This is a genomic window from Asaia astilbis JCM 15831, assembly GCF_000613845.1.
Lineage (GTDB): Bacteria > Pseudomonadota > Alphaproteobacteria > Acetobacterales > Acetobacteraceae > Asaia > Asaia astilbis.
In genome coordinates, this window is record NZ_BAJT01000016.1 from 53,915 (window position 1) to 73,976 (window position 20,062).

General features: G+C 57.6%; 21 protein-coding genes. 14 read left to right on the forward strand and 7 right to left on the reverse strand.

The features are described 5' to 3' along the window. Window positions 1–279: 279 nt before the first annotated feature. The 3 genes from JCM15831_RS12160 (at window position 280) to JCM15831_RS18785 (ending at window position 2,608) form a co-directional block, all read left to right on the forward strand. Window positions 280–528 carry a hypothetical protein gene (locus JCM15831_RS12160; protein WP_025824480.1) on the forward strand — a complete coding sequence of 83 codons (249 nt, stop codon included), beginning with the start codon at window positions 280–282 and terminating at the stop codon, window positions 526–528. Between the two features lie 389 nt (window positions 529–917). Continuing rightward, entirely contained in the window at window positions 918–1,976 is a 1,059-nt protein-coding gene (locus JCM15831_RS20415; protein ID WP_198024321.1) for a HAMP domain-containing protein, read from the forward strand. Between the two features lie 2 nt (window positions 1,977–1,978). Continuing rightward, window positions 1,979–2,608 (forward strand): methyl-accepting chemotaxis protein, encoded by a 630-nt coding sequence (locus JCM15831_RS18785; protein ID WP_051528494.1) that lies wholly within the window; start codon window positions 1,979–1,981, stop codon window positions 2,606–2,608. 736 nt (window positions 2,609–3,344) lie between these two features. Here JCM15831_RS18785 and JCM15831_RS21980 read toward each other — a convergent pair. The 4 genes from JCM15831_RS21980 to JCM15831_RS12180 are packed head-to-tail and all read right to left on the reverse strand — an operon-like array spanning window position 3,345 to window position 5,568. Continuing rightward, window positions 3,345–3,566, reverse strand: coding sequence for a 2Fe-2S iron-sulfur cluster-binding protein (locus JCM15831_RS21980; RefSeq protein ID WP_198024322.1), 222 nt, complete (start codon window positions 3,564–3,566; stop codon window positions 3,345–3,347). A gap of 8 nt (window positions 3,567–3,574) precedes the next feature. Continuing rightward, window positions 3,575–4,291 (reverse strand): ferredoxin reductase, encoded by a 717-nt coding sequence (locus JCM15831_RS18790; protein ID WP_198024323.1) that lies wholly within the window; start codon window positions 4,289–4,291, stop codon window positions 3,575–3,577. Continuing rightward, the gene (locus JCM15831_RS12175) at window positions 4,284–5,300 is read right to left on the reverse strand and encodes an aromatic ring-hydroxylating oxygenase subunit alpha (protein ID WP_035774431.1); all 1,017 of its coding nucleotides are present in this window, start codon (window positions 5,298–5,300) and stop codon (window positions 4,284–4,286) included. The genes JCM15831_RS18790 and JCM15831_RS12175 overlap by 8 nt, the downstream gene beginning before the upstream one ends. Window positions 5,301–5,310: 10 nt before the next feature. Next, window positions 5,311–5,568, reverse strand: coding sequence for a recombinase-like helix-turn-helix domain-containing protein (locus JCM15831_RS12180; RefSeq protein ID WP_025824482.1), 258 nt, complete (start codon window positions 5,566–5,568; stop codon window positions 5,311–5,313). Window positions 5,569–5,683: 115 nt separating this feature from the next. Here JCM15831_RS12180 and JCM15831_RS12185 point away from each other — a divergent pair, with 115 nt between their 5' ends. Continuing rightward, entirely contained in the window at window positions 5,684–6,457 is a 774-nt protein-coding gene (locus JCM15831_RS12185) for an IclR family transcriptional regulator (RefSeq protein WP_025824483.1), read from the forward strand. Here the strand turns inward: JCM15831_RS12185 and JCM15831_RS21095 are convergent. Both JCM15831_RS21095 and JCM15831_RS12195 read right to left on the reverse strand, forming a co-directional pair. Beyond that, window positions 6,443–7,327, reverse strand: a complete 885-nt coding sequence (locus JCM15831_RS21095) for an alpha/beta fold hydrolase (protein ID WP_084490686.1) — start codon at window positions 7,325–7,327, stop codon at window positions 6,443–6,445. The genes JCM15831_RS12185 and JCM15831_RS21095 overlap by 15 nt on opposite strands. Continuing rightward, window positions 7,287–8,237 carry a cupin domain-containing protein gene (locus tag JCM15831_RS12195; protein ID WP_025824485.1) on the reverse strand — a complete coding sequence of 317 codons (951 nt, stop codon included), beginning with the start codon at window positions 8,235–8,237 and terminating at the stop codon, window positions 7,287–7,289. Before JCM15831_RS12195 ends, JCM15831_RS21095 begins: the two co-directional genes overlap by 41 nt. Window positions 8,238–8,427: 190 nt before the next feature. On the opposite strand from JCM15831_RS12195, the gene JCM15831_RS12200 reads away from it, so the two are divergent. Then, complete coding sequence (locus JCM15831_RS12200) at window positions 8,428–9,381, forward strand: VOC family protein (protein WP_025824486.1); 954 nt, start codon at window positions 8,428–8,430, stop codon at window positions 9,379–9,381. Between the two features lie 65 nt (window positions 9,382–9,446). Here the strand turns inward: JCM15831_RS12200 and JCM15831_RS12205 are convergent, their stop codons facing one another. Then, on the reverse strand, window positions 9,447–10,679 hold the full coding sequence (locus JCM15831_RS12205; protein WP_025824487.1) for an MFS transporter: 1,233 nt from the start codon (window positions 10,677–10,679) through the stop codon (window positions 9,447–9,449). Between the two features lie 209 nt (window positions 10,680–10,888). Between JCM15831_RS12205 and JCM15831_RS12210 the strand changes: the two genes are divergently transcribed. The 9 genes from JCM15831_RS12210 (at window position 10,889) to JCM15831_RS12240 (ending at window position 20,027) form a co-directional block, all read left to right on the forward strand. After that, complete coding sequence (locus tag JCM15831_RS12210; RefSeq protein WP_232228176.1) at window positions 10,889–11,659, forward strand: SDR family oxidoreductase; 771 nt, start codon at window positions 10,889–10,891, stop codon at window positions 11,657–11,659. 36 nt (window positions 11,660–11,695) lie between these two features. Next, a complete protein-coding gene (locus tag JCM15831_RS12215) occupies window positions 11,696–12,508 on the forward strand; it encodes an IclR family transcriptional regulator (RefSeq protein ID WP_025824489.1) in 813 nt (270 codons plus the stop codon). Between the two features lies 1 nt (window position 12,509). After that, window positions 12,510–13,007: an SDR family NAD(P)-dependent oxidoreductase gene (locus JCM15831_RS23405; protein WP_269530455.1), complete on the forward strand. Its 498-nt coding sequence runs from the start codon at window positions 12,510–12,512 to the stop codon at window positions 13,005–13,007. Next, window positions 12,992–13,291, forward strand: coding sequence for an SDR family oxidoreductase (locus tag JCM15831_RS23410; RefSeq protein ID WP_269530456.1), 300 nt, complete (start codon window positions 12,992–12,994; stop codon window positions 13,289–13,291). Before JCM15831_RS23405 ends, JCM15831_RS23410 begins: the two co-directional genes overlap by 16 nt. 15 nt (window positions 13,292–13,306) lie before the next feature. Beyond that, window positions 13,307–14,707 (forward strand): thiamine pyrophosphate-binding protein, encoded by a 1,401-nt coding sequence (locus tag JCM15831_RS18805; protein ID WP_269530457.1) that lies wholly within the window; start codon window positions 13,307–13,309, stop codon window positions 14,705–14,707. Continuing rightward, window positions 14,707–14,988, forward strand: coding sequence for a thiamine pyrophosphate-dependent enzyme (locus JCM15831_RS23415; RefSeq protein WP_269530458.1), 282 nt, complete (start codon window positions 14,707–14,709; stop codon window positions 14,986–14,988). Before JCM15831_RS18805 ends, JCM15831_RS23415 begins: the two co-directional genes overlap by 1 nt. Next, the gene (locus JCM15831_RS12230; RefSeq protein WP_025824490.1) at window positions 14,985–15,788 is read left to right on the forward strand and encodes an aspartate dehydrogenase; all 804 of its coding nucleotides are present in this window, start codon (window positions 14,985–14,987) and stop codon (window positions 15,786–15,788) included. Before JCM15831_RS23415 ends, JCM15831_RS12230 begins: the two co-directional genes overlap by 4 nt. Before the next feature lie 5 nt (window positions 15,789–15,793). Then, window positions 15,794–17,302 carry an aldehyde dehydrogenase family protein gene (locus tag JCM15831_RS12235; protein ID WP_025824491.1) on the forward strand — a complete coding sequence of 503 codons (1,509 nt, stop codon included), beginning with the start codon at window positions 15,794–15,796 and terminating at the stop codon, window positions 17,300–17,302. Window positions 17,303–17,573: 271 nt separating this feature from the next. Next, entirely contained in the window at window positions 17,574–20,027 is a 2,454-nt protein-coding gene (locus JCM15831_RS12240) for a TonB-dependent receptor (RefSeq protein ID WP_025824492.1), read from the forward strand. The last annotated feature ends 35 nt before the right edge of the window (window positions 20,028–20,062 follow it).

Consider the following 20,062-nt stretch of genomic DNA (forward strand, 5'->3'; position numbering starts at 1 on the left):
GCCAACAGGGTCTAATATCGTCGATGACCGCTTGCCCAGCGCCTCGACGCGTCAATCACGTTCCGCGAGCAGTCCGTTCTGTAGTTGTTTCTATCCTCTAAAATCAGAGGTGATTTGCGATGGCAGAATGACTCGGAGCGCCATGCTGGCGTCGAAGACCTGAATAAGCGTTCAGGACAGGGGAGTTTTCATTGGACAGGAGAGGTTCGAAGAATTTTCTCTTAACGTTTCGCTCCTAATATCGGGTCTCGTTTCTATATTACGGGATTTGTAAGTGTCATGCTGGCGAAAATTATGCTCGTCTTGGCGGTCTTTGGTCTTATCGGGACTCTATGTGCTCATGGTCTAACCGTGTTGGGTGACTGGCTCGCTGAGCAGGGAATAGTTTTCAAAGACTTCGGTCTACTTGTCGCTATTTTTGAAATGGTTGCTGAGTTTTCGGCATTTTGCGTTATTTCATCGCTCATGATTGCCTTTATTCTGGCATTGAGAAAAACAATATTCTCGCGATTTCACAAAATTCCTTAAAAAACGATACTCTAAATAAGCTATGTTCTTTTGTTGGGGCATGCATAACTGTGTGGTCTCTAAAATATAGCAGTATCTCGCGATGAAAGAGTTATTTCACACCGATTTGTTCGGTATCTGAAATAATTATCTCATTGCTGGAAATCTGCCGGTCTAAATAATCATAATTTCCATATTGAAGTCTTTTGCGAGTCCAGAGAGACCCTCCCATCTTAACTCTTGGAGAGGATTTTTTAATGTTTGTCGTTGAACATCTGGAAACACGCCGAGATAAGGTTCTCCCTCCCATGTTCAGCGCCCTTCGTTTCAAAACCAAAATTGCCGCTGTGGCGATCATTTTGACATTAGTGACTTTTATTGGGGCTGCATTTTTAGTGCAGAACCAGAGAATGACGGACACCCGTTACCGGGCTTTTATCAGCTCGGATGACCGTGGCACGATTATTCTTGCTCGTATTTCAGATAAACTTAATGCGCTCCTTTACGCGTCCCATCTTCTGACCGATCAGGCTCAGAGCCCTTTCGTTGGGGAGGTGGTGACTCGCTTTCAGAAGGACATGAGAGGAACCCGGGATCTCTTCAATGAGGTCACGAAGGTTGACCCAAGAGTTGTCCCTACGCTTGCTCCGTTGATGGCCCGCTATGATGACTTCGAGCAGCAACTCAATAGCCTCGTAGCAGCCCTAAACAAGGGTGACGTCGCTCGTATGCGGACCATCATGCAGGCATCCGATCAGGACGGCGTGCATATTGCGATCGATCTTGGCGCGCTGACCGGGCGTCGTATCACCCAGGTTGAAGCTGACTCACAGACCTTGGCTGCAAGTGCGGCGGCATCAGTGAGAAACTGCGTTATCGGCCTGGTCGTGATCCAGCTGCTGATCCTGGTTGCCACGTTGATCATGAGCCAGAGAACAATCGTAACCCCGCTCCTCTGGGTGCGTGACCGCATGCTCGGTATTGCTCAGGGTTCGCTCGACGGCCCTGTGCCATGCCTGGACCGGGGCGATGAAGTCGGAGATATGGCGAAAGCGCTCCGAACCATGCAGAGCGGATTGCAGCAGGCGAAGACGCTCGCAGCAGAACAGGCAGCCGAGCGCGAGATTATCGCCAAGGAACGTGCAGAGAACGCCGAACGGGTCGCTCGTGAGCTTGAAGAAGAATCGCGCGCGGTTGAGTCCATTCGTAAGGGCCTCGCGGCTGCTTCTGAGGGCAACCTGGTCTACCGCATTGAGGCAACGCTTCCTCAGCGCCTTCAGGTGATGAAGACCGACTTCAACGACTCCTTTGAGCGTCTCAATCAGACTTTTGGTGTCATCCAGCAGAGCGTCATGGCGATCGGATCAGGGACCGGCGAGATCTCTGTCGCCTCCAACGATATGGCCCGCCGTACCGAACAGCAGGCAGCTAGCATCGAGCAATCATCCGCAGCATCGAGCGTGTGGTGAGCATGTTGAGCGATGCGGCCGACAGCGCGAAAAAGGCGGCAACGGTCACGGACGAGACTCGTGTCGGTGCGGAAAAATCCGGCTCGATGGTTCATAACGCCGTCAATGCCATGAGCCAGATCGAGAGTAGCTTCACGCAGATCAGCCAGGTTATCGGTCTCATTGACGAGATTGCTTTTCAAACCAACCTTCTGGCCCTCAATGCCGGAATTGAGGCCGCTCGTGCCGGTGATGCTGGTAGGGGCTTTGCTGTGGTTGCCACTGAAGTCCGCACTCTTGCACAGCGTTCGACCGAAGGTGCGCGTCGGGTGAAGGAGATGGTTTCAAGCTCCAGCGATTATGTGTCCGACGGCGTGCGCCAGGTGCGCGAAGCTGGCGGTGCTTTGGGCGTGATCCTCGGTCAGGTTTCTGAAATCGATAAGCTTGTTGCCGAGATTGCGCAGTCTGCAACCGGCCAGTTCTCAGCGATGCAGGAGATCAATCTTGCGGTCGGCGAGATGACGAAATCGACACAGCAAAACGCGGCTATGGTTGAAGAAAATACGGCGGCGATTGCCTCTCTCGACAAGGCAGCTTCGGTGCTGAGGGAACGCGTGGCGCAGTTCACGCTGAGCAAGTCGAATGACTACTAAATAGTAATTGGGTTTTACTCTTCCGTCTTGTGACTCTTTTACGGCCAGAAACATCGTTTCTGGCCGTATTGTATTCTGATTTGCCGCTGTGACATCTGGACAAGACTGATGTCCGGGCTGGGTATCTTGCTTGCCCGAAGGTAGACCTCGCGCTTGCCGAAAAATGACCGTCACCTGATCTTCATCTTGCGAGCCATGCCGCTACAGAAAACATGGAATATCGATTTTTCTATAGACGAAAATCGTGGCGAGACATGTATCAGCCGTCTACCTGAGACCTTTGATCAGGCGCCTGCGTGGCGATAGCTGATCACGCCGGGGTGCTGTCCGGAGTTCTGATCGTTATCAAAACGCGATTGCTCATCTCGCCGAACATCTCGGGAGAGCGAAGGCGGCGCCGACGACACCGCAGGGCATAGGCGATATTCTCTCAAGACACTTCGGATGAGGCGCGTTGTGGCCTCCACACGTTTCGCGTGTCGGATCGGTGAGAAGCCAATGAAACCAATGTATAAGGGCGCCGTGCATGGGCGCAGCTCTCCAGAAGGAGCGTCTCAGCTGTAAAGAAATAGGCCGGATTCATGCCGCACTCACGCTACGGCGTGTGCGATATTCTGGAGCACGCTAGACTGAGGGCGGCCCGTTCTGTCAGGCCTGCCGACACTCTCGTTGCAGGAGTGTCGGGCAGTGTGCAGGTGCCAGAAAATAATTAAAGCGTTTAGGTGTCAGGCTGACGTCAAAGGTCGAGAACGAGTTTCTGACCTTTGCAGCGAGAAACGCAGACCATCATGCTCTTGCCAGCCAGCTTCTCGCTCTGACTCAGGACGCCATCGCGATGGTCTATTTCTCCTGAGAGAACCTTTGTTTCACAGGATCCACAAACGCCCTCACGGCAGGAAAGCGCGACATCGATCCCCGCATCGGCCAGGCAGTCGCCGAGGGACTCGCCCTGCTGCACGGTCAAATTCAGCCCGGACTGAACGCATTCGACGATGAAGCTTTCGTCCTGCGCATCGTCGGCGGGAGCTTGGCGGCGAAGCGTTCAAGATGCACCGTCTCGGGGGGGCAGGTCGCAGTGGCCTCCTCAAATGAATCGAGCATCCCCGTTGGACCACAGCAGTAAAAATGCGCGTCCGGATGAGCAGCGATGACGTCAGGGAACGATATTCTCGTCCCTGTCTCGGCGCTTAAATAGGGAGTTACAGAGGCGAGTTTCTCGAAAGCGTCCATAAACGCCAGATCGGCGCGATTGCGAACGGCATAATAGATATGCGCCGGTCGGCCTGAGCGGGCCAGTTCGTAGGCCATGGACAGGATCGGCGTGGCGCCGATCCCCCCGGCAATCAGCACGGCTTCCTTCTGCGATGCATCGAGCGCGAAGTGGTTGCGCGGTGCCGAGACCGGAAGGAGCGTACCGAGACGCAGGTCGTCGAAGATATAACGTGACCCCCCGCGACTTGCCGACGCTTTGCCAATCCCAAGCAGATAGTAGCTTCGCTCAGCCGGATCGTTGCACAACGAGTAGCTGCGCGTGATCCCGTTTGGCAGATGCAGATCGATATGGGCCCCTGCCTCGAATGCAGGCAGGGGAGTGCCGTCAGGCGAACGCAGCTCAAGGGTGAGTACGTCCGGAGACAGCCAGCGTAGCGCGGTGACGCGAAGAGTGAGACGTTCTTCAGACAAGACCGGCATCCACAAGCTGTTTTTCGGCTTTCTGCTTGAAATACCGGCGCAGTCGCACCAGCCCCATATCGTGCTGATAGAGGATTTCACGCAGATTGGCGCCCGGCTGATAATCTTCGATCAGGACGCGATCCTGCTCAAGCACCTGCCAGTGACGGTATTCCAGACGGTTCTTGTAGAGAAAACGCCAGGCGTCGCGCTGCCAGCCGGAGACCTTGCGGGCGCGCCAGTGGAAAACAGCCGTCCAGCCATCCTGCATCGGCGTATAGCTGCCGATGATCATGAAGTTGCCGCCCGGTCCGCCCGTCTTGGGGTAGGGGATTTCGAGCTTCAGCCAATGGGCGCCCGTATCGACGAATTCGGTCCAGTCGAAGTTGACGCCGCGCTGGCCGTCTTTTTCGAAAACGAAGCCGTTATCGATCTCACGTACCTTGAAATTGGCTTGCGTGGAGCCTTCAGCCATCGAGTGGGAATGGTGATGCAGGAAGGTGCCGTGCATCGGATCCATGACATTGTCATAGACGTAGCGGTAATCGCCGCCCCACTCGGTATAGCAAAGAAAATGACTATATTCGTCGCTTTCCAGTTCGGAGGGGAGAATCAGTTCACTGGGTTCCGTGTTGGGCTTCTCCGACACGAAGAGGAAAATCGCGCCTGCGCGTTCCTGAACCGGAAATGACCGTGTTGCACGCATGCCTTCAAGGCGGCAACCAGGGCTGCCCGGTACGGAGACGGCAACGCCTGTCCCATCGACCTGCACGCCATGATAAGGACAGGCGATCTTGTCATCCATCACTGTCCCTTGCGACAGGGGCGCACCACGGTGAGGGCAATGATCTTCCAGGGCGATGACGCGGTTTTCTTCATCGCGCCAGAGCACGATACGAAAACCGAGGCGGAAGATCGAGCGGGGCGAGGATGTGACAAAATGCGCCGGCAGAACCGGGTGCCACATATTGCGATGCCCGACGCGGAGGCGGTTCTCTAGAATGTCGGCAGAGGCGGTCATGGCAATTTCCTCAACAGGACGAGCGTGAAGGAAGGGCGGGGGTGTTCGAGGCAGCGAGCCTTTCGAGCTCTGCCGCGAGCGAGTCTTCAGTCCAGCCGCCTTCAGGGGCTGGCACTGCGGAATCCGTCATGAACTGCGCCAAATCGGGTAGTGTGGTCAGACCCGATGCAAAGGCTTTTTCCAGAGCGTCGCCAAAGGCGTTCTCATAGGCGTCCGGTTCACGGTCGCGATTCTGGAACGGTTCATTATAAGGGATGAAGGGCTTCATAGTCGTTGCAACTCCATCGAAAGTGGAACACTAGCCAAATATGGACAATGTGACTAAATATCGTTACGATGTCGTTCTTGTTCTGTAAAGAAAAATCGTTGAAAAGATGTCTCACATGAGCGTTAACGAAGGGGATCGTTATCTCGTTCCGGCCCTTTTGCATGGTCTTGCCATTCTGGAGTGCTTTGAAGACTCCACAACAGAGCTCAGTCTGGCCGAGGTGACACGTCGCGCAGAACTGCCCCGTGCCAGTGCCTTCAGGCTTGTCCAGACACTGCGCCGGGCCGGATATCTGGTAGGGGGCGCTTCCCCGCGTTTGCTCCGTCTCGGAGAGAAGTGCCTCTCCCTCGGGCGTGGCAGAGAAGCAGGGAAGGGGCTGATCGAGACGGCCATGCCGATTCTCGAAGCACTCCGTGACGAGACGTCCTGTTCCACTCATTTGGCGCAAAGAGAGGGCCATGACATTGTCTATGTGGCGCGATGTGCCGCGTCTGGAGATGAGCGGAGCGTCGTCGATATCGGTACGCGTCTGCCCGCTCATGCGACGGTGATCGGTCGGGCGATCCTGTCCCAGATGCTCACGGCGGATGTCGTGGGTCTCTATCAGGAATACGCCTTCCCGCTTTTCACGAGCGCGACGCCTGACGATCTGAGTGCGCTCGTCCGTCAGGTGGAAGAGGATCGAAATCAGCGGAGTCTCGCCAGCTGGGGCTATTTCGAAAATGACATTGTCAGCATCGCGAGCGTTGTGCGTGACCGGAGCGGCAATGTGCTGGCGGCATTGAGCGCCGTCTGCGCCCATGGCCGCCACGACAGGGCCTTGCTTGAAGACTACGTTCGACCCTGCGTTGAGAAAGCAGCTCTGCTTCTGTCGTCACGCCTCGTCTGAGGCGGCGACAGAAGCGAGACACGCCTCGATGGCGGCTGTAAAGCCCGAGGGGTTCTCCAGATAGGAGGCATGACCCGCATGCGCGATGACGGTTGGTGAGGGCAGGTGGCGCTCTTCTGCCAGCGCATGGACGCGTTCCGGCTTGATGATCTGATCATGCTCGGCCGTAATCAGACGAATTTTATCACGGGGAAGCGCTGACAGATCCGCCGAGAGCGAACCGCGTGAGAGAAGAGTCACAGCGTCACGATACCCGGTGATCGAGACTCGTGCCATGGCTTCAGCCGCCTGATGGACCAGGTCGGGGCCAGCTCCGGGTGAGAGCGTGCGTGCGGCGCGTTTGGCGGCCATACCCGCCGGACCCAGCGTCTCGACGTCGGTCAGTCTTTCTTTCAGGGCAGGAAGAAGGTCATCCTGCTCTTCCTGTCCGTAGCCGCTGGCCGGGCTGGAGAGAAGAAGCGCGCTGACCCGGTCTGGGTAAAGGCGCATAAATCGTGCTGCAGTCAGAGCACCGAGAGAGTGCCCTACGATCGCACAGGTTCCTACATTGAGGGCATTCAGGCTCTCGGCGAGAAGCTCGGCATAACGTGTCGGATTTTTGGGGCCACCTTCCAGAGGGCTGCTCGTAGCATAGCCCGGTGCGTTCCACGCCAGAACGCGTCTTGTGGCGCTGAACGCTGTGAACTGGCTGCCCCAGGATCCTGCGTCTGAGCCGATCCCGTGCAGGAGAATGAGCGGTTGACCCTGGCCTTCCTCCAGCCAAGTGAGCGTGCCAAGCTCCCGATCTCGTTTGGCACGAGACCGGGAAGGGGAACGGAGTGTTCGCGTGTCATGCCGGAGTATAAGGCTGAAAATCAGGATCGACCGGATGAGGGGTGCCGATGGCGCTGAAAAGCGTCACAGGTGCCAGCTCGTCATTGCGGAAATAATGCGCCCGTCCTGCCGGTGAGAGAATGACATCGCGTGGGCCGATCTGACGTTCAACGCGCTTGCCGTCTTCTTCCCAGCCGACAGTGATATGCCCTTCGATGACGAGCCATGCTTCTTCGCAATCGCGCGTGTACGGGGCGACGCCGGTGCCGGGCGGGATCAGGAACATTTCCTTGCGGGCCGTCGAAGGGGGCGCGCCGCCTTCACCGACATAGATCTTGCGGCCGAAGCCTGCTTTGGTCCAGTGGGTCGGTGTCTCGTCATAGCGCACGACATGGAGCGCCATGAAACGCTGCAAGGGGTGATCGCCCTTGGCGGACACAGGAAGAACCTGCCCCGGCAACGCGCCGAAGGACTGGGCCAGTTCGTCTCCTACCTCTTTGGGATGATAGGCGTATCGAGGTGGAAGAGGCTTGCCGACACCCACCATGATCGACATCAGAACGGGCTCGACGCCGGCATTGCGAAAGCCGTGAGGAATTTCGCGGGCGTTGAGGATCAGATCTTTCGGACCGAGATTGACCTCGACGACATGGTTTTTCTCTTCCCAGCCGACAGTGAGAACGCCCTGAAGCACCAGAAAGGCCTCCTCGATCTCATGGGCATGGCAGGCCGCGTATTTGCCCGGATGCTTGTAGACGAGGCTGAGCGTGAAATGGTCCGGTGCGAGGGTGTCGCTCTCGCCCGCCTTGGGGGAGCCGCCCGATCCGATGAATCGCATCTGTGCCCGCTCGAGATCGGGAAAGCCTGCGTTCGATGGAAAGGCATTCCAGTCAAAACGCTTGTTGACGTATTGTTTCGTATGAAAGTCGAGACCGGCACGAAGGGTATCGGATTTTGCTTCACTCATGAAACGCAGGCTCCTGGTTGTAATATCGTAATACCTTGACGATTCCATATGATATGGAAAGGAGTTCCCGATCAATGGAAATATCGGTTCCAAAACGATTCCGTAGTCTTTAAGCTTTCCCTTAGGTAGAGAGGGAGCGGTTTCTCCTGATTTGCTTCATATATAAATCAAACGACACGAGGACTGTCGCATGGCCCTGACTGGAATAGATGCAATCACCTTCGGCGTGCACGATATGGAAGCCGCGTATCGCTTCCTGATCGATTGGGGCCTGACAGAGCGTCTCAAGACACCTGAGCGACTCGAATTCACGACGCAGGATGGCGGAGAGGTGATTGTGCGTCCCCATGATGCGCCTGATCTGCCGCCTGCTATTGAGGAGGGGAATACGGTCAGACAGATCGTCTGGGGTGTGGCTTCCGAGAGCGCGCTGGAAGAGCTCGTTTCCCGAATCGCAAGCCATCCTGAGTACGAGGCGGCAGAGCCAGGCGGTACGCCCCGACTGCGCGATCCGAACGGTCTCGGCCTTGCGTTTCGCGTCAAACGACGTCAGCCTGTCAAGGGCAATCCGACCTTGCCGAATGCTCCGGGCGTGACGCATCGTCTGGATCAGCGCTCCCCTGTCTACACACAGGCAAAGCCCCTCCAGATCGGTCATGTCGTACTGTTCACGGCAGATTATGCAGCGATGCGGGCTTTTTATCTCGACGTGCTCGGCTTCATCGTCAGTGATGAATATCCCGGTCATGGATGCTTCATGCGATGTGCCCAGCGCGGTGGCCATCACAACCAGTTTATCCTCAATCGTCCGGGTCGACCGGGTGTCAATCACGTTGCGTTTACGCTGAACGATGTTCACGAGGTGATTGGCGGCGGTCTGGCGATGAGCCGTAAAGGCTGGAAGACCGAGATCGGTCCGGGTCGCCATCCGATCTCATCGGCTTATTTCTGGTATTTCGAGAATCCTCTCGCAGCACCGCTCGAATATTATGCGGATGAAGATTATTGCACTGAAGCCTGGGAGCCTCAGACCTTCGAGCGTCGTCCCGAGCTTTTCGCGGAATGGGCGATCGCCGGAGGCATCGATGGCACAACGCGACGTCAGGTCATCAAGGGTGGCGAGAGCGACCGGGGTCATAACTGAGATCGATTACGATCTGATCGGTCGACATGAAAGAAAGGGGCCGGAAACGGCCCCTTATTTTTTGCTTAGCAGCGTGTCAGTGACTGTTTTGCGACGCGACGGGGTTCTCTCGCTGTCCAGAGAATGCCCAAAGCGGCAAGGGTATAAGGCACGAGGAACAATGTGACGCCGCCCCAGGCATGGTTGCTGAAGCCAACGCCAGTGGCCGCGACGAAAAGATAACCGGCGACAGCGGCACCAAGATAATAAACGGTCAGCAGGACGCCAATCGCAAAGGCTCCGTCCTGAGCCGGGGCCTGCTCACGAATGAGTGCGTAACAATTGCCGTAGACACCGCTGATCCAGACCCCGAGCAAGAGGGAGAGCCAGGCTGCCAGCCCCGGTGTCAGCGTCGTTCTCAGAAGCACCATGCCGGTCACGCCCGTCAGGAAAACCACCAGGGCAAGGCCGATCTGTCGATTGGTGCGGTCAAGCACGTAACCGATCGGTGTGCTGCCGAGTACGGTACCAATGCCAAAACAGCCCAGCGCAAAGGACGCGTCATGGGGTGTGATATGAAAACAGAGCCGTGCGTAGGTCTGAAACAGGGACATATAGGCATAACAGCCAACGCCATTGACGACGGCAACGAAGAGCGTCGCCAGAGTCGCAGGGCGGAGAAGCCAGCGATAGGTTTGGGGTGTCGCGTGGGCGCGTGGTTCATCCTGCGACCCGCGAGGCAGGAAGATCAACAGCATGAGGGCGCCGAGCACGCCCAGCGCACCGAAAAGGTAGAAGGGACCACGCCAGGTCGCGAATGTCGCCTGCAGGGAGACGACAATCATAGGGCCGATAAACATCGAGACGCCAAAAACCGCCAGAAGGGCACCGATCGCCGTGCCGGCATGGCGGGGGAATCGCGCAGATGTGAAAGTGAAGAGCGCGATGCTGAAGACGGCTTCACCCATGCCTGTCGCGATTCGACCGATAATCAGCAGCCAGATGTCGGGAGCGAGGCCGGAGAGCAATGTTCCGCAGGAGAAAAGCAGCATGCTGAGGCTTATGGCCAGTCGCAATCCGGCTCGTGCAACAACCAGCCCGGCCGGTACCGACATGATGGCGATGCCGAGCGTGAAGATGCTTGCGAGCAGACCGGCAATGCGGGGCGTCAGGGAAAGAGCGCGGCTCATCTCTACCAGCTCGACCGGCATGACCTGCCTGTCCCACCCATAGAGCATATAGGCGAGAGCCAGGAGAAAGAACGTGGAAACGAGGGCGGGACCGCCAGATGCATTTCCGGGAATTCGAAGGCGGATCATTTGATTTATCTCCGACATATTCCGATATCGTAACCAACGAATAGAACCGTGCACGCTGTAGCTGACAAGGAGAAAAACGTTTCTTCTTGCCGTTTTATTCAGGGAATGCCGATTTTGTTTTGACGCCGGTTCGAATGATGATTAGTCATATAAGAACGATCTGGCCGTATATGGTCAACTTAAATCGAGAGGTTTGGATGTCTTCTACAGTGAGCACTCCTGTTTCGCCGGCCTCGGTGTCCCTTGCCGGACGACGTATCGTCGTCACAGGCGCAGCCCGTGGGCTTGGTCTTGAGATCGCAAGATATTGTGCCCAAGCGGGAGCACGACTCTGGCTGATCGATATCCTCGAAGAGGGGCGTGAAGCAGCCGACTCGCTTGCTGCCGAGGGTGGCGAGGTTCACTTTTCAAAGATGGATCTTGCCGACCCCGATAATGTGGCGTCGGTCTGTGCGGAGGTCGCTTCTGAATGGGGAGGTCTCGACGGTCTGGTCAATAACGCCGCCATTGCGACCAATGTCGGCGGCAAGGTGTTCGAGGATATCGACCTCGCGCTCTGGGACCGTGTGCAGACGGTGAACGTCCGGGGGACCTGGCTCGTCACCAAGGCCTTCAGCCCTCATTTCTCCTCAACTGGCCGGATCGTCAACGTTGCGTCCGACACGGCTCTGTGGGGCGCGCCGCGTCTTCTGGCCTATACGTCCAGTAAAGGGGCAGTATTGGCGATGACAAGATCACTCAGTCGTGAACTGGGTGCGCGCGGTATTGGTATAACCGCGGTTGCCCCCGGTATCTTGCGCTGCGAGGCGACCGAGTATGTTCCACCAGAACGTCACGAACTTTATGAAAACGGACGATCTGTTCCCGGTGCACAATTCCCCTCCGATGTGACCGGCGTGATCGGATTTCTGCTGACCCCGGAGGCGCTGGTTCTGACCGGACAGACCTTGCCGGTTAATGCCGGATTCGTGTTTGCATAAGTTTTACGGGTTTTCAGGGAAAAGGCGATCCAGTCTATGTCAGACACCGAAGTGGAAAACAGTATCTCACCGCCGCTTCATCGCGCTGCAAGGCTGCTGCGTTATATTGGCGATGGTGGATCTTGTGCCAATATTCGCAAGGTAAGCGAAGAACTCGATATCAGCCGCTCGACGCTCCTGCGTCTCCTTCAGGCGTTGGAAATGGAGCGCTTCATCGAGCGTATCGTCGGCGACGAATACCGGATCGGGATTGGCCTGATCAGTCTGATCGGCGAAAATGCCTCCGGTCAGGATCTCGTACGTACGGCCTTGCCGATTGTCTCCCAGCTTGCTGAAGAAAGTGGGCTCTCGGCGCATCTCGGTGTGCTCGACCGGCATGAGGTCGTCTACCTTGCGCGGCGCGTGCCGAATGTGCCTCTGGCCAGCAATATAACGGTGGGCTCACGCGTGGCTGCTCACGCCACGACGCTGGGTCGCGCGATCCTTGCCAATATGACGCAGGCTCAGGTCGAAGCGCTTTATGCGGACAAGGTGCTCAGTTCTTTCACCTCCCGCACGCCGACGACCCTCGATCAGCTCCATGAGACGTTGCGGCGCGAGCATCAGGCCGGTTTTTCGGAAAGCGACGGCATTCTGAGCACAGGCGTCAGCTCGATTGCAGCACCGATCTTCGGTCAGGATCGAGACGTTCGTGCGGCGATCAACGTGACCGGGCCGACGAGCCTGTTCGATATGGGAGAGGGGCGTCGCCGCAAGATCGTGTCGCTCGTCACAGCTGCTGCCAACGAGGTGTCCCTCCGTCTCGGTTATCATGAATCGGCACCTGGTGCCCTCGATAAAGGCTGTTGAAATGGATTTAGGGCTCGTAGGAAAAGTCGCTGTTGTCACGGGCGGTAGCTCAGGGATCGGGCTGGCCACGGCTCGTGTTCTTCTGGGTGAGGGGGCATCTGTTGTCATCTGCGGGCGTGACCCGCAGAGACTGGAGGCCGCGCGCGAACAGCTCGCCTCTGCTGGCGACGTTTTCGCTCAGCGCTGCGACGTCCTGCTCGAGCAGGATGTGCAGGGCCTTGTCGACGCGGTGACGTCCTGGCGCGGATCATGCGATCTTCTGGTCAATAATGCCGGGCAGGGACGCGTTTCGACTTTCGCAGCGACGAGCGATGAGGCGTGGCGTGAAGAGCTGGAGCTGAAATTCTTCAGTCAGATCAGAACGACCCGGGCCTTCGCACCGCTCCTGCGCAAATCTGCCTCGGGCAGTATCGTGGCGGTGAATTCCCTGCTCGCCTATCAGCCGAGCCTCACATGGTCTGCACGTCTGCCGCACGCGCAGGTGTGCAGAATCTCCTGAAATCTCTCTCTGTCGAATTCGCACCCGACATCCGCGTCAATTCTGTGGTGGTCGGTCTGATCGAGTCCGGGCAGTGGGAACGTCGTTTTGCGGCGCGTCCCGACCAGAGTGTCGGGCGAGACGCGTGGTTCAGTCAGCTTGCACGCGACAAACATATTCCTCTTGGCCGCCTCGGTGCCGCCGAGGAAGTCGCGCGCGCAATCGTTTTTCTCGGTGCTCCGGCCTCGGCCTATACGACAGGAGCAACCCTCGAAATCTCAGGCGGTTTGTCACGCCACTTTTGAATGGAACAGGTTGCGATGTCAGCATTCAAAGTTGATCCGTCTGCTGCGGAAAAAATCACGGCGGGTGAAGCCGTTGCCGAGTGGCTTGCCGAAGCCGGTGTTAAGGTGGTTTTCGGCGTTATCTCGATTCATAACATGCCGATCCTCGACGCTATCGCGCGTCAGGGCGTAATCCGCTTCGTTCCCGCACGTGGCGAGGCCGGCGCCATGAATATGGCTGACGCCTATGCTCGCGTGTCGAATAGCCTGGGTGTTGCGCTCACCAGCACAGGCACGGCGGCGGGTAATGCTGCGGGGTCACAGGTGGAGGCGCTCACTGCCTGTTCGCCTGTGCTGCATATTACAACCCAGATCGATCGTCCGTACGCGGATCGTGACCGCGCAGCCATTCATGACGTGCCTCGTCAGCCTGAAATGCTGCGTGGCGTTTCCAAAAGCGTCTGGCGCGTCTGGGAAGCTCATGCCGTGCCGACCATGCTGGCCGCGGCAGCAGCCAGCGCCCTGAGCGCGCCGCGCGGCCCGGTTTCGATCGAGATCCCCATTGACGTGCAACGCGCCATGCTGCGTCGTCCGTCTTACTGGCCCAAGCCGTGCCTGAGCCGGGTCACGCCCGATGTGGCGGCGATCGATGCGCTCGCCGAGCTGATCAAGAATGCACGCCGTCCGGTCTTCTGGTTCGGTGGCGGCGCCCGGGAAGCCTCGGAGGAGGCGACTGCACTGATCGAGCGCGGCGCTCTTGCCGTGACGAGCACCAACGGGCGTGCCGTGGTGCCGGAGGATCATCCCTGGTCGCTGGGCGCGTTCAACATGACGCCTGAGGCGCAGGCTCTTTATGAGCAGGCCGATCTGACGATCGTCGTCGGGTCCAAGCTGCGCGGCAACGAAACGCGCAATAACCAGATGATTCTCGGGCAACGGCTTGTGCAGGTCGATATCGATGCAAGTCAGGGCGGTCGTAACTATCCGGTCGATCTGTTTGTGCAGGGCGGCGCTCGTGAGGTGCTGGCGGCGCTTCTGGAGCGACTGCCAGAGCGTCTGGATACCGACAGGGAGTTTCTCTCCGGCGCCACGATTGCCCGCGCCCGCTCCGAGGCGGCCTTGCTATCGACGCTCGGTCCTTACAGCCATCTTGCGGATGCGTTGCGCGAGCGCGTTGGCAAGCAGGCTCTGACATTCGTCCGTGACGTCACCATTGCCAACTCCACCTTCGGAAACCGTTATGTGACACTCGCCAAGCCGACACTGGGCGTGCATGCGCTGGGTGGCGGTATCGGTCAGGGCATCGCCATGGCAATCGGCGCGTCGATGGCGAGGCCCGGTCGTACGATCGCGCTCGTTGGCGATGGTGGTGCAATGCTTTATCTGGCGAACTGGCCGCTGCGGTCGAAGAGCAGGCCGAAATCGTCTTCATTCTGATGAATGATCGTGGTTATGGCGTGATCCGCAATATTCAGGACGCCCAATATAGCGGGCGCAAGCACTACACGCTTGAAAACATTCCCGACTTTGCGAGCCTCGCCAAAGGCATGAATCTCGCGCATCGCCGTGTTCAGGCCATCGAAAACATCGGTGAGGTCCTCGATGAGTGTCTCGCCCTCTCGGGCCCGATCATGATCGAAGTCGATATGATTGCGATCGGTCCGTTTGCCACGATCTTCTCGGGCCCGCCGGCTGGTGCGGCTGGTAATCCGGTATGAGAGCCTCGCTCGATATCGGGATCCTCGGTTGCGGTGCCATGACAGGCACCGCAATGAGGGCGCTCCTCGCATCGGGTGCCCGGATTGGTCGCTGTATCGTTCTCGTCACCCCCCGCAGTCGTGCGGCGCGGGCTGCGGTTTTGGAAGAGTGGCGCGCACGCACGGCTGAATTCAAGGTGACAGAGAGCCTTGACGATGTCATCGCGTGGCGACCGGAGCTGGTTCTCGAAGGCGCGTCTCAAACAGCTTTGGCAGCGCTTGGCAGCACCTTGATCGAGCGTGGCATCGATGTAGCCGCAACATCGATCGGTGCGCTTGCAATGCCCGATGTTCAGGCGCGTCTTGAGAACGGGCCCGGACGTTTCCTGGCAGCGCCCGGTGCGATCGGTGGCCTCGATGTGCTCGCTGCGGCCAAGCTCTCGGGTCTGACCTCTGTAACCTACACGGCGCGCAAACCCTTCCACGCCTGGGGGCTGGAAAACGATGGCGGTAACGAGCGGCATGTCCTGTTTCAGGGCTCCGCTCGCGATGCGGCATTGCGCTATCCCCAGAACGCCAATGTGGCCGCGACGATCGCCCTTGCCGGGCTTGGCTTCGATGCGACGCGGGTCACGCTGCTGGCCGATGCCAAAGCGACGGGCAACACGCACGAAATTGTTTTCACTTCAGCCTGTGTTGATGCCAGCCTGACTTTGCGGGGCGTGCCCACGCCCGATAACCCGAAGACCTCGCTGACAGCGGGGTACAGCCTGGCTCATATGGCGCTGACGCATGCCTCATGGCGCGGTAAAGCGGAGTAATTCGAATGTCGGCAGAACTGCGTGCACCCGGGGTCTTCCCCGGGGATGCAATTTATATCGGTGGTCACTTCCGCAAAGGCGGAGGTGAGGCAGTTGAATCGCTTTTTCCGGCAGACGGGACGCTCAACACAATCGTGCATTGTGCCTCTCAGGAGGATGTTACCGACGCGCTGAAGGCGGCACGCGCTGCTTTGGCTGATCCTGCCTGGTGCGACCTCTTGCCGCATCGTCGGGCAGCGTGGCTGTCACGTATTGCCGACGCGATAGATAAAAATAAAGAGTATCTCGCCTGGCTGCAAAGCCGCGATACGGGCAAGACCTTGCGCGAGACGACCATTCTGGTCGGGAGCGCGGCCGATACGATGCGTTATTACGCTGCGGTCGCAGAGACAGCCGAGGAGGCGATCACGCCGAGCCGCGGTCCGTATCTGACATTGTCGCGTTTTGAGCCGATCGGGATCATCGGTGCGATCACGCCCTGGAACTCACCGATTGCCAGCGATGTGCAAAAACTGGCGCCAGCGCTGGCGGCAGGGAATGCGGTCATTCTCAAGCCCTCTCCCTGGAGCCCGCTGACATCCCTGGCGCTCGCGCAGATTATTGACGAGACGGGATTGCCCAAAGGTCTCGTTTCCGTGCTTCCCGGTGGCGCGGAGGTCGGATCCCGCCTTGTCGAAGACCCTGAGATCGGACGCATCGTCTTCACGGGGGGGACAACGGTCGGTCGCAAAATTGCCGAAGTAGCCGGTAAGCGTCTTGTGCCTGTTTCGCTCGAACTGGGCGGAAAATCGCCTACAATCATCAGGCCTGATGCAGATCTCGATCTCGCATTGGCAGGTGTCCTGTTCGGTATTTTCTCCTCTTCCGGGCAGTCCTGCATCGCGGGGTCGCGACTTTTCGTGCACCGATCGCTTTACGAGACCTTCCGTGAGCGTCTCGTCGCGGCCACAGGGAAACTCGTTGTCGGTCATCCCTTCTCCGAGCGGACACAGGTCGCGCCCATGGTCCATGTCGACCATCGAGCGGCGGTGGAGCGCTGGGTTGCGCGTGCGAAGGAAGAAGGGGGAAAAGTTCTGATCGGCGGCGCGCGTCCCGAAGGTGCTGATTACGACGATGGGTATTATTATTTACCCACCATCATTGAGAGCCTGACCAACGAGGCGGTCTGTTGCCGCGAAGAGATCTTCGGTCCGGTTCTGATTCTGCTGCCCTATGATGATGACGAGACACTCATCGCCCAGGCAAATGATAACAGATATGGCCTCGCCTGCGGCATCTGGAGCAAGGATATCATCGGGGCGCTGGCGCTGGGCCGCAGAATCACAGCAGGCACCGTCTGGATCAATACCTACAAACAGTTCTCGGCCTCCACCCCGTTCGGTGGTGAGAAAGACAGTGGTATCGGGCGGGAAAAAGGCCTCGAAGGAATGCGCGCTTATATGGTGCAGAAATCCTACTACATCGATACCTCGCAGGCACCCCATCCCTGGGCACGGAGCCACGAGACGGATTGACTCTGGTTTCCAATCTCCCTGCCGGGAGAGAGGAACGGCTTTTCTGATACACGGGCAAAACCTGTACGTTTCTTTTCCGAAACGTACAGGTTTTTTCATGCCTGTTTTGGGAATGACTCGCATTGAGTGCCCAATCGAAACGATTCGCTGATTCTACCCAAGATCTGCGTGAGTTTCGTTGACAATTCGGAATGAAGAACCTAGGCTGACAATACTAACCAAATATGGACAGACGACCCAAATGAGGTCGCCTCCATTCGGAGTGGTAATCATGGCCAAGTGTTGTCTTGCTGTTCCTGCTATGCCGATCGGACGGCTTGTTTCCGTAAGTGTCGCCGCACAAATTATTGCCTCCATTTTCTTCGTGCCATCGGCCTATGCGAAGCACAGCGAGAAAACTGGGACGCGCGCTCATTCCCGCCCCGCCATTGCGTCTCGTGCACCGGTTCGCCATGCGGCGACCCCGCTCTATGCAAAGTCTGTTGAGGGCATTGAGGTCAAATCTGCCGTGCATCACTCTCCGAGTGGCAGAAGCGGGCGCGACATTGGCGGCGGTCTGATGACGCGCCAGACGGCAACGACAGCCCTGAGCACGGTTACGCGCGACTTCGTCGCGACCCAGTCTCCGTCGACATCAGCTTACGAAGTTTTGCGGCTTGTTCCGGGTGTCAATGTGGCGACGTCGGACCCGTATAACATCCAGTCTGGCAATATCATTGTGCGTGGTCTGAGCGGCGATGAAATTGGCTTCATGATGGAAGGGGCACCGCTTAACAACGTCGGAACCTATGTCACGCTGCCCTCTCAGTATCCCGATGGCGACAGCATCGAGAAGGAAACCCTGCGTCCGACATCGGTCGATCTGACAGCGCCCATGATCGGTGCGGCCGGTGGTCTTACGAGCGTTGATCTGCGCGATCCGGCTGATCGTCGGGGCGGTATGCTCAGCGCATCTTTTGGGTCGCATAACATGTTCCGCCAGTTCCTGCGCCTCGATAGCGGTAAGATCGGGCAGAGTGGTGTGAAGTTCTTCCTCGGCTATTCGCATATCCTTGGTGATAACTGGCGTGGACCTGCGGCTCCGTTCCGCCGTGACCATGTCGATTTCAAGCTGGTGAAGGACTGGGGTGCAGTCGGCAAGAGCCGCCTTGTGGTGTCTTACACCGACTTCAATATGTATCTGTTGAGCACGCCCACTCTGGCCCAATATCGTTCGACGGGTGGCAACTACAATTTCTCCAGCAGCTACGCCAACCAGAACCCGCTTTACTACAAGCTGAGGGGACAGAGTGCGCGTACTGTGATTGTCAGCGCGCCGACCGATCTGTCATTGCAGCATGGCGTCAGCTTGTCGATCACGCCTTATTATTACGGAGCGTGGGGCGGCTTTGCTTACGGGGCAACGCTTCCGAACTCGGGACGTGCCTATTTCGGAAACCAGCTGAGCAGCCTCGATCTCTCCTCTTTGAATAAGGGGACGGGCACGACCACGACGGTCAATGTACCGACAGTTTTCGACATTCAGCACCCGGGTCTCAACACACTTGTCTCGTGGAAAAGCGGGATCAACACGGTCAAGGCTGGTTACTGGTTCGACTATACGCGTCAAACCTACCAGAACAGCTTTGGCTCGGTGTATAGTGATGGATCACCAGTCGCCAAGCTCAACAACTCCGATCAGGTCGCGCGTCTGAAAGACGGTACGATTTATCGCTCCACCGACTGGCTGGCTCAGACCTATACGAACTCGGTCTATCTGGGCGATCAGATCAAGGCATTCAACAACCGCTTTCTGGCTGAGGCCGGGATCAAAGCCGTATGGATTCATCGACCTGGCCAGAATTTTCTGCCGGGGCCGCAGAGCGACGTTGGACAGAACGCGTTTCAGGTTACCCCCCAAGTCGGGCTTCGCTATGAGTTCAATCAGCACCACCAGATCTATCTGAGCGGCAATACGGCATTCCGCGTGCCAACAGCGAATTCGCTGTTCAATTCCTATAACGGCACCACGGGAACACTGCTGATTGCCGGAAATAACAAGCAGAAGAACGAATATTCGATCTCTGAAGAAATCGGCTATCGCTATAGCGGACCGATCCTGTCGGGCAGTGTCTCGTTCTTTAACTACAACTTCACCAACCGTCAGATTTCGACGGCGGCGATCATCAATGGTGGATCGGTCAGCACCTTCATCAATGCGGGTGGCGAGACTGGGCGTGGTGTCGATATCCAGCTCGGAACGCGCCCATGGCACAATCTGCGTCCCTATGTGTCCGCCGAATATATTCGCGTCACGACAGATAATAACCTGCTCAATGGATCGGACTATCTTCCGACCAAGGGCAAGATCGCCCCTCGTGCACCGAAATACAGCGCCGGTCTGGGTCTGAGCTACGACGATCATTCATTGTTCGGCAATATTACGGCCAAGTACATGGATACCCAGTACAGCACCTTCATGAATGACGAGGCAATTCCTGCCCATACCAATCTCGATATGTCGATTGGTTACAGGTTTCACTCGTACGCGTTCCTGAAAGAGCCCGAGCTGCGTCTCAACATCCAGAATCTGGCAGGGGCGACCTATCTGAGCGGCTCCAACTCGGTAACAGGGAACGCTAAGGCTGTTCGCGGTGTGTATGGGACGACGATTGCCGGATCGGCACCGACCTATCTCCAGGGAGCAGGACGCGCCTTTATCGGCACCGTGACGGCTGGCTTCTAAGACGAAACCCGCTCTGCACACAGGAACGTATGAAC